Source organism: uncultured Stenotrophomonas sp., assembly GCF_963519925.1.
GTDB lineage: Bacteria > Pseudomonadota > Gammaproteobacteria > Xanthomonadales > Xanthomonadaceae > Stenotrophomonas > Stenotrophomonas maltophilia_AE.
In genome coordinates this window covers 1-9,602 of record NZ_CAUQPH010000135.1, presented here as the reverse complement: position 1 = coordinate 9,602, position 9,602 = coordinate 1, and the positions used below count along the sequence as shown (strand labels likewise).

9 protein-coding genes are annotated in these 9,602 nt (G+C 68.9%); 8 read left to right on the top strand and 1 reads right to left on the bottom strand.

The annotated features are described in order from the left end of the window. A partial coding sequence (locus RWO33_RS16925) for a pyridoxal-phosphate dependent enzyme (protein ID WP_314106328.1) occupies positions 1-585 on the bottom strand: 585 nt, incomplete at its 3' end. 147 nt (positions 586-732) lie between these two features. On the opposite strand from RWO33_RS16925, the gene RWO33_RS16920 reads away from it, so the two are divergent. From RWO33_RS16920 to RWO33_RS16885, 8 genes are all read left to right on the top strand, one after another. After that, on the top strand, positions 733-1,245 hold the full coding sequence (locus RWO33_RS16920; RefSeq protein ID WP_314106326.1) for a hypothetical protein: 513 nt from the start codon (positions 733-735) through the stop codon (positions 1,243-1,245). A 526-nt stretch (positions 1,246-1,771) separates the two neighbouring features. Further along, positions 1,772-3,661: a tRNA uridine-5-carboxymethylaminomethyl(34) synthesis enzyme MnmG gene (gene mnmG / locus RWO33_RS16915; RefSeq protein ID WP_314106324.1), complete on the top strand. Its 1,890-nt coding sequence runs from the start codon at positions 1,772-1,774 to the stop codon at positions 3,659-3,661. 49 nt (positions 3,662-3,710) lie between these two features. Next, positions 3,711-4,244, top strand: coding sequence for a gamma carbonic anhydrase family protein (locus RWO33_RS16910; RefSeq protein WP_314106322.1), 534 nt, complete (start codon positions 3,711-3,713; stop codon positions 4,242-4,244). Positions 4,245-4,330: 86 nt separating this feature from the next. Beyond that, complete coding sequence (locus RWO33_RS16905; protein ID WP_314106320.1) at positions 4,331-5,020, top strand: RDD family protein; 690 nt, start codon at positions 4,331-4,333, stop codon at positions 5,018-5,020. Beyond that, positions 5,017-6,009, top strand: coding sequence for a stage II sporulation protein M (locus tag RWO33_RS16900; protein WP_314106318.1), 993 nt, complete (start codon positions 5,017-5,019; stop codon positions 6,007-6,009). Before RWO33_RS16905 ends, RWO33_RS16900 begins: the two co-directional genes overlap by 4 nt. Continuing rightward, positions 5,999-7,588, top strand: coding sequence for a DUF4129 domain-containing protein (locus tag RWO33_RS16895; protein WP_314106316.1), 1,590 nt, complete (start codon positions 5,999-6,001; stop codon positions 7,586-7,588). Before RWO33_RS16900 ends, RWO33_RS16895 begins: the two co-directional genes overlap by 11 nt. Continuing rightward, positions 7,585-8,760, top strand: a complete 1,176-nt coding sequence (locus RWO33_RS16890; protein ID WP_314106314.1) for a DUF4350 domain-containing protein — start codon at positions 7,585-7,587, stop codon at positions 8,758-8,760. Before RWO33_RS16895 ends, RWO33_RS16890 begins: the two co-directional genes overlap by 4 nt. Next, positions 8,757-9,602 (top strand): AAA family ATPase (locus tag RWO33_RS16885; protein ID WP_314106313.1); only part of this gene is annotated, 846 nt, incomplete at its 3' end. The genes RWO33_RS16890 and RWO33_RS16885, both read left to right, overlap by 4 nt.

Genomic DNA, 9,602 nt, shown 5'->3' with positions numbered 1-9,602 from the left:
CTGCAACGCCAGCGCCGTACCGGCGGCCAGCCCGCCACCGCCCACCGGCACCACCAGGGTGTCGAACGGACCGTGGCGGCCGATCAGCTCCAGCGCGGCCGTGCCCTGCCCCGCGATCACCCGCGCGTCGGCATAGGGATGCACCAGGGTGGCGCCGGTCTCGGCCTCCACCTGGGCGCACATGGCCTCGCGCGCGGCGATGCTGGGCGCACACCGCCACAGGGTGGCGCCGTGGCGTTCGATGTTGGCCAGCTTGGCGGCGACCGCCCCTTCGGGCACCACCACGTGGCAGGCAATGCCTCGGGTGCGCGCGGCGAGGGCCAACGCGGCGCCGTGGTTGCCCGAGGAATGGGTGACCACCCCGCGTGCGGCAACCGCCTCCGGCAGGGCCCACACCGCATTGCAGGCGCCGCGGAACTTGAACGCGCCGCCGCGCTGCAGGTGCTCGGCCTTGAACGCAAGCTGCGCGCCGCTCAACCCGTCCAGGGTGTGCGACTGCAGCACCGGCGTCACGCTGGCGTGCGGGGCGATCCGCGTAGCCGCGGCCAGCAGGTCATCGACGCAGGGCAAGGATGAATCGGTCATGACACAAGATTAACGTAAGCCTCCGATTCCTACCGCTCGCAACGCGCATGAGACGATGGCAACCGTTCATCCGGACCGGCCCGAGTTAAGGGCCGATTCAATGCCCCAGCCTGAAGCTGGAATCCTACCCTTGGGGGGACCCGACTCATGAAGATGCGCTTGATGTTCGCCGGAGGCCTGTTGCTGGCCCTGTCCGGTTGCGCGACCTACGATTACGTGGGTGGTGGTGGCGGTGGCAGCGGTTACTACCATGGCTCGCCGTCGGTGCAGTACCGCTACCCGGCCGGCTATCCGTATGGCTATGGCAGCGGCTACTACGGCGGCGGCGGCTATTACGGTTACGGCGGCTACGGCGGTTACAACTATCCGATCTACCGCCCGTATCCGAACTATCGCCCGCCGCACAACCATCGCCCGCCGCCGCGCCCCGGCAATGGCCATGGTGGGCAGGTGCGTCCGCCCGACCGTCCGCGCCCTCCCTACAACGGTGGCTCGCCTTGGCGGAACATGGACTCGCTGGGCCGTCCGCCGCGTGCAGAGCGCCCGCAGCAGGCGCAACCGCAACGTCCCATCAGCGCGCCGCAGGCGCGTCCGAACCCGCAGCCGCGCCCGTCCCAGCCTCGGCGTACGGGTTCGCCCTGGCGGACGATGGAGAAGTAGAACCAGCGCACACTCTGTGGCGAAAAGGTGCTTGATTTTCACCTGCCCGCCAGTTCACTCTACGCAGGCAGTGACGGCCTCGGTCGAAAAGTGACAAAAACGACAAGGGGCGTCACATTGAGCTCTACGTCGATATCCGACAGGAACATCTGGATCCCCCCTGTTCCGGCCCTGTCGGATGTCGGCACCTCTGAAGCAGAAGGCCCCGCCAATGGCGGGGCCTTTTGTTTGCGGGCGCAGGCGCGGCAAAAAAAACAGGGCCGACAGTCCCCCGACTGCCGGCCCTTCTGCTTCCCCGGGATGCACATGGATCGGCCCCTGTTCCAATTCCGATCCGTAGCGCCTGACGGCGCCTGCCATCCTGGGTGCTATTGGGTTATCTGCAGATAACGTGCCAACTTGAGGGGCAATCGCGATTTTTTTTGCATGCCCCCATTCAGGGAAACGGCCCCAACGGCGCTAAAATTGTCCACCGCGCCCTGTCCCAGGGCTGATCGGGCCGAACCGGCCCTGCCCAGAGCACCCCATGATCGATTCTTTCTACGGCTACGACGTCATCGTGATCGGCGGCGGCCATGCTGGCACCGAAGCCGCGCTGGCCGCAGCCCGCAGCGGCGTGCGGACCCTGCTGCTGACCCACAACGTGGAAACCATCGGCGCGATGAGCTGCAATCCGGCCATCGGCGGGATCGGCAAGGGCCATCTGGTCAAGGAGATCGACGCGCTGGGCGGCGCCATGGCGCATGCCGCCGACCGCGCCGGCATCCAGTGGCGCACCCTCAATGCCTCCAAGGGACCGGCCGTGCGCGCCACCCGCTGCCAGGCCGACCGCAACCTGTACCGCATGGCCATCCGCGGCATGGTCGAGGCGCAGGCGAACCTGACCGTGTTCCAGGCCGCCGTGGATGACCTGGTCATCGACGGCGATGCGGTGCGCGGCGTCATCACCCAGACGGGGCTGCAGTTCAATGCCCCGGCAGTGGTGCTGACCGCCGGCACCTTCCTGGCCGGCAAGATCCATGTCGGCCAGACCCAGTACGCTGCCGGCCGCATGGGCGACCCGCCGGCCACCACGCTGGCCGCGCGCCTGCGCGAGCGTCCGTTCGCGATCGACCGGCTCAAGACCGGCACCCCGCCGCGCATCGACGGCCGTTCGCTGGATTACAGCGTGATGGAGGAGCAGCCCGGCGACGATCCGCGCCCGGTGATGTCCTTCCTGGGCAGCGTCGACGAGCACCCGCCGCAGGTGAGCTGCTGGATCACCCACACCAGCGAACACACCCACGAGATCATCCGCAGCGCCCTGCACCGCTCGCCGCTGTACAGCGGCCAGATCGAGGGCATCGGCCCGCGCTACTGCCCGTCCATCGAAGACAAGGTGGTGCGCTTCGCCGAGAAGGCCAGCCACCAGATCTTCGTCGAGCCCGAAGGGCTGGACGTGGTGGAGATCTACCCCAACGGCATTTCCACCTCGCTGCCGTTCGACGTGCAGCTGGCGCTGGTGCGCAGCATCCGGGGCTTCGAGAACGCGCACATCACGCGGCCGGGCTATGCCATCGAGTACGACTTCTTCGACCCGCGCGGCTTGAACGACACGCTGGAAACCAAGGCGGTCTCCGGGTTGTTCTTCGCCGGCCAGATCAACGGCACCACCGGCTATGAAGAAGCCGCGGCACAGGGCCTGCTGGCCGGGCTCAACGCCGCCCGCCGCGTGCGCGATGAGGCGGGCTGGTGCCCGCGCCGCGACGAGGCCTACCTGGGCGTGCTGGTCGATGACCTGATCACCCACGGCACCACCGAGCCGTACCGCATGTTCACCAGCCGCGCCGAATACCGGCTGCAGCTGCGTGAGGACAACGCCGACGTGCGCCTGACCGGGATCGGCCGCGAGCTGGGCGTGGTCGACGACCGGCGCTGGGCAGCCTTCCAGGCCAAGCAGGAGGCGGTGGCACGGGAATCGGCGCGCCTGCGTGCGCTGTGGGCGACCCCGGCCAATGCGCTGGGCCGCGAAGTGGAAGCCGCGCTGGGCGTGGCGGTCAGCCGCGAAACCAATGTGCTGGACCTGATCAAGCGCCCGGAGCTGGACTACGCCAAGCTCATGCAGGTGCCCTCGCTGGGTCCGGGCGTGGCCGATGCCAAGGTGGCCGAGCAGGTCGAGATCGGGGTCAAGTACGCCGGCTACCTGGACCGCCAGCGCGACGAGATCGAGCGCCAGCAGCGCCACGAGAACACCGCCATCGATGCAGCGTTCGACTACGCCAGCGTGCGCGGGCTGTCGGCCGAAGTGCAGCAGAAGCTGGAGCGGGTGCGCCCGCAGACCATCGGCCAGGCCCAGCGTATCCCCGGCATGACTCCGGCGGCGATCTCGCTGCTGCTGGTGCACCTGGAGCGCGCACGGCGCAGCCGGGTGGCCTGAGGCCCGCACCCCGGCAGTATCATGGTGACCTGCCTTACGGAGCGTCACCATGTCCCCCCTTCGTCCCTTCCTGGAGTCCTTCCCCGTCGTCGGCGAGCGCGCCTGGATCGATCCGGCCTGCACGATCATCGGGGACGTGGTGCTGGGGGACGATGTGTCGGTGTGGCCCGGCACGGTGATCCGTGGCGACGTCAACCATGTGCGGATCGGTGCGCGCAGCAACATCCAGGACGGCACCATCATCCATGTCAGCCACCACAGCCCGTACAACAAGGGCGGCTACCCCACCCTGATCGGTGAGGGCGTCACGGTCGGCCACGGCACCATCATCCATGCCTGCACGATCGGCGAGTACAGCCTGATCGGGATGGGGGCCTGCATCCTGGACGGCGCCACCGTGAGCCGGCACGCCTTCGTCGGCGCCGGTGCGGTGGTCGGCCCGGGCAAGGTGGTGGGCGAAGGCGAGTTGTGGGTGGGTAACCCGGCACGGCCGGTGCGGTCGCTGAGCGAGCAGGAAATCGAGTCACTGCATTACTCGGCCGACCACTATGTGCGCTTGAAGGACAAGTACTTGGGAATGTGACCCCGCACGCGGTACAGTCGGTGCCCGACCCAGGAAGCAGTCGAGAACCGCATGCCGTTGGCAGCCGTCCGGAGGGACGTGCGCGCATGAGCGCGCCCATGCTGGACACCTACCGTGAGGTGATCACGCCCGAAGGCGTGCCCCTGCACCTGCCCGCCGCCGGACCGGTGCCGCGCGCGGTGGCCTGGGTGATCGATTTCATCATCCGCGTCGCCGCGCTGATGCTGCTCAGCATTCCGCTTACCGTGCTGGGCGAGTTCGGCCAAGGCCTGTACCTGGGCCTGATGTTCCTGCTGATGTGGGCCTACACCATCGTGCAGGAAGCCTGCTGGGGCCGCACCCTGGGCAAGCGCGTGCTCGGCCTGCGCGTGGTGGCCCAGGACGGCGCACCGATCGGCTGGATGGCGGCGATCACCCGCAACCTGCTGCGCACCGTGGACATGTTGCCGTTCGGCTATGCGCTGGGCCTGCTGTCGAGCCTGTTCGACCGCAGCGGCCGACGCCTGGGCGACCTGGTGGCCGGCACGGTGGTGGTACACGACAGCGCGCGGACGCGGTCGGCCACGGTCGCCATCGACACTGTGCTGGCCCCGCCGCAACCGCTGCAGCCAGCCGAACAGGCGGCCATCATCGCCTTCGCCGAGCGCGCGCCGCGCCTGTCCGGCCCGCGCCAGCAGGAACTGGCCGCGGTGGCCGCGCCGATCAGCGGCGGCCACGGCCAGGTTGGCGTGCTGCGCCTGTATGCGATGGCCAACTGGCTGCTGGGGCGTCGATGAGGCAGGAACAGTTCGTCGCCCGCTACCACGCGGAATGGCAGGCACTGGAGCGCTGGTTCGCCGTGCGCGGCGACCGCGCGCGGCACGCCCGGCAGACGTCGGACCCGACCACGCTCAACGACGAGGATTTCCCGCAGCGTTACCGGCGGCTGTGCCAGCAGCTGGCGCTGGCGCGCAAGCGCGGCTACAGCCCGCCGCTGGTGGCACACCTGCAGCAGCTGATGCAGCAGGGCCATGGTGTGCTCTACCGCACCCCGCCGCCCCGCTGGCGTCGCGCGCTGGAGTTCCTGCTGGCCGACTTCCCGCTGCTGGTGCGCGGCCAGGCACGCAGCATGTGGGTGGCCACCGCGCTGTTCGTGATTCCGCTGCTGGGCAGCTTCGCGCTGATCCAGTGGCGCCCGGAGCTGGTCCACCTGCTGATGGACAATGCGCAGATCGCGTCGATGGAACGCATGTACGACCCGGCCTCGCCACACCTGGGCCGCGACAGCGGCACCGACTGGATGATGTTCGGCTACTACATCATGAACAACATCAGCATCGGCCTGCGCACGTTCGCCAGCGGCCTGCTGGCCGGGCTGGGCACGGTGCTGGTGCTGCTGTTCAACGGGCTCACCATCGGCGCCGCGGCCGGCCACCTGCAGCACATCGGCCACGGCGATCCGTTCTGGCGCTTCGTGGTCGGGCATGGTGCGTTCGAGCTGACCGCTATCGTCATCGCCGGTGGCGCCGGGCTGCAGCTGGGGATGAAACTGCTGGCGCCCGGCCGGCGGCGGCGCATCGATGCGCTGGTCGAAGGCGGGGTGATTGGCGCCAAGCTCTGCCTGGGCATCGCCGCGATGCTGCTGATCGCCGCCTTCATTGAAGCGTTCTGGTCGTCCATTGCCGAGGTGCCGGCCTGGGGCAAGTACAGCGTGGCGGCGGTGCTATGGACGGCCGTGTTCGTGTGGCTGTGGCGCGGCGGTCGGGGGAGCGGTCATGCGGATTGACCAACTCGACGTCGCCCTGCGCGCCCGTTCGGAATGGGAAGCCATGGAGCTCGGCACCGCCCTGGTACGCCGCCACGCGCGCGCGATCTGGCTGCCGGTGATCGCCGTGTCGCTGCCCTTGTTCGTTGCCGTCAATGCGGCGGCCTGGTGGGCCGATGCATTCGGCTGGGCCTGGCTGCTGATGTGGTGGCTCAAGCCGGTGTGGGATCGGATCGCCCTGTATGTGATCTCGCGCGGCGTGTTCGGCGAGGAACCGCGCCCGCTGCAGACCCTGCGCGCACAGCGCCATTGGGGCTGGAGCGGCTTCTGGGGCTACCTGGGCTGGCGCCGCTTCAGTCCGTTCCGCGCGCTGCTGCTGCCGGTGAACCTGCTGGAAGGCAGCGACGCGTCCCAGCGCAGCGTGCGCCGCCGCGCCGTGCTCGGCGGCACATTCGGGCATGCAGCGCTGCTCACGCTGGTGTGCATGCTGTTCGAGCTGGTGATCGTCAGCGGCTGCATCGCTGCGATCTTTTTGTTCGTGCCATTGGAACTGCTGTCCGATTCGTGGCGCGCGGCGTGGGAGATGGTGCGCGAGAACATGCCGGCGTGGGCACAGCTGGGGGTGAACGCCCTGTTCTGGCTGGCCGCCACGTTGATCGGGCCGTTCTATGCCGGTGCCGGCTTCGCGCTGTACCTCAACCGCCGCACGGAAATGGAAGCCTGGGACGTGGAAATCGCGTTCCGCCGCATGCGTGATCGCCTGCAGCAGGCCGCGCCGCTGCTGGTGCTGGCGCTGGTTCTGTGCTGGCCGATGGGTGCGCTGCGTGCACAGGCAACGGAGCAGGCAGCGCAGTGCGCCGCACCGGCCGATGCGGATGCCGACGTCAGCGAAGAAGACGAACACGCGGATGCGGTGCCGGCCGACGATCCGTCCAATACCGCCGCCGTGATCTTCGGCGGCTCGCCGGACACCGCTGGCTTCCGCCAGGCCGTGCAACGCGCCTATGAGGACCCGCTGGTTACCCCCACACGCCAGGTCAGTCGTTGGGAGCGAACGCAGAGCAAGGCGAAAAAGAAGCGAAAAGAGCGCTACAAGGACCAAGAGGCCAATCCTTTCGCGAAGGCGGCACAGGGTGCCGAATGGCTGCTGTGGGGCCTGGTCGGTGTGTTGGTGCTGCTGTTTGCGGTCACTGCGCCATGGTGGCGGCGCTGGCTGCGTGGTACTGGTGCGCGCAGGAGCAGCACGCCCACCGCGGTGCTGGAAGAAGCGATCACGATGCCCGAGGTGGTGCCACCGGATCCGGCCGCGCGTGCGCGCGACCTGTGGCAGCAGGGACGGCCGCGGCAGGCACTGGCCCTGCTGTACCGCGCCAGCGTGGAGTCGATGAGCGAACGCGTCGGCGTGGTGTTGCCACCGGGCGCAACCGAGGCGCAGTGCCTGCGTGCGTCGCGGCGCATGCCCGACGACGCCGACCGCACCCTGTTCGCGCGCATGGTGCGGGTCTGGCAGTACGCGGCCTACGGCGGGCGCCTGCCCGAGCCGGAGGACTTCGATGAACTTGCCAGTACGCTGCAATCGCAGTTCCGGTGGCGCGCATGAGCGCCCGGCTGCGCTGGCTGCTGGTCCTGGGCGTGATGCTGCTGATCGGCGTGCCGTTGTCGGTCGTGTTCCTGCGCACGCATGAAAGGGTCACCGGTACCGAGCACCTGCCGCCACAGGGCGAGGCCAGCTACAACCCCTTATATGTGCTCGGCCAGGCGCTGCGTGCCGACGGCCGCACCGTGCATGCCAGCCCGCGCATCGACCTGCCGCGCATGCAGCTGCAGCCTGGCGACACCGTGGTGGTATTGCAGGACAGTGCCGACCTGGCCACGCCCACCGCGCAGGCGCTGCTGGCGTGGGTCGACACCGGCGGCCACCTGCTGCTGCGCACCTCCCCGCCGTACCGCGACGAAAACGCCGTGCAGGGACCGCTGCTGGACGCTCTCGGCGTGGACAGCGCGTACTACGAGGCCGCGTGCAAGCCGTTCCATGTCGCCGACGACCCGGGACATTCCGAATTCTGCAGGGGCCTGCGCTTCGCGGTCGACCCGCCCGCCGGCATCCGCGTCGAGCGCGAATGGGGCGACGAGGACGGCCTGGTGTTCGCGCGGCTGCATAAAGGCTCGGGCCGCATCAGCGTGCTGTCGGACATGGAGTTCCTGAAGGGCACGCCACGCGTGTTCGATCCGGATCAGCCCAAGGACAGCCTGGCGGACGGGTTGCATGACCTGGCCCACCGCGACCTGGCCCGCTACCTGCTCGAGCCGAACTACGCGAAGGGCACGTTCTGGCTGGTCTACGGTTCGCGCCCGCCCACGCTGTGGTCGCGCATTTTCTACCAGGGCTGGCCGGTGTGGGTGCCGTTGCTGCTGGCCCTGCTGGCGTGGCTGTGGCAGCGCGCGCAGCGGTTGGGCAGCCTGTTGCCGGCGCCGGCCACCGAGCGCCGCTCGCTGCTTGAACATGTGCGCGCCAGCGGCGAACACCTGCTGCGCTATGGCAAGGCACCACTGCTGTACGACGCCACGCGCCGCGCCTTCCTGGCGCGGCTGCGCCGGCGTGCACCCACCGCCGCCGCGCTCAGCGGCGAGGCGCAGGTGCACGCCATCGCCAGCCTGCTGCAGTGGCCGCATTCCCGTGTCCAGACCGCCCTGCAGGTGCCGCCATCGAAGGATGTCGCGGCCCTGCGTGAGCGCATCCGCCTGCTGATCCAGATGAGAAACCTGCTATGACCGATCACTCCGCTCCGCCGCCGTTGTCCCCGCCCGCGTTGACCGGCCAGAGCCTGGTCGAACGCGTCGATGCCGTGCGCGATGCCGTGGGCCGCGCTTTCATCGGCCAACCCGAGGTCCTCGACCAGATCCTGATCGCGCTGCTGGCCGGTGGCCACGTGCTGATCGAAGGCGTGCCAGGGCTGGGCAAGACCCTGCTGGTACGTGCGCTGGCGCAGGCACTGGAGCTGGATTACGGGCGCGTCCAGTTCACCCCGGACCTGATGCCCAGCGACGTCAGTGGGCATGCGGTGTACGACCCGAAGTCGGAGAGCTTCAAGATCCGTCGCGGCCCGGTGTTCACCAACCTGCTGCTGGCCGACGAAATCAACCGTGCCCCGGCCAAGACCCAGTCGGCGCTGCTGGAAGTGATGCAGGAAGGCCAGGTCACCATCGAGGGCAAGGCGTTCGCGCTGACCCCGCCGTTCCTGACCCTGGCCACGCAGAACCCGGTGGAACAGGAAGGTACCTACCCGCTGCCCGAAGCACAGCTGGACCGCTTCCTGCTCAAGGTGATCATCGACTACCCGGCGCTGGAAGACGAGAAGCGCATGGTGGATGCGATCACCACCGGCCGCAGTGCGTCCGACTTCGATCTGTCGCAGGTGCCGCGCGTGCTGAACGCCGCCGAGGTGATCGCGCTGCAGCAGGCGACCGCCGCGATCACGGTGGACCCTGAAGTGGTGGATTACGCGGTGCGCATCGTGGCCGCCACCCGTCATTTCCCCGGCATCGCGCTGGGCGCCGGCCCACGCGGCAGCATCGCGCTGGTGCGCGCGGCGCGGGCGCAGGCGGTGCTGGCC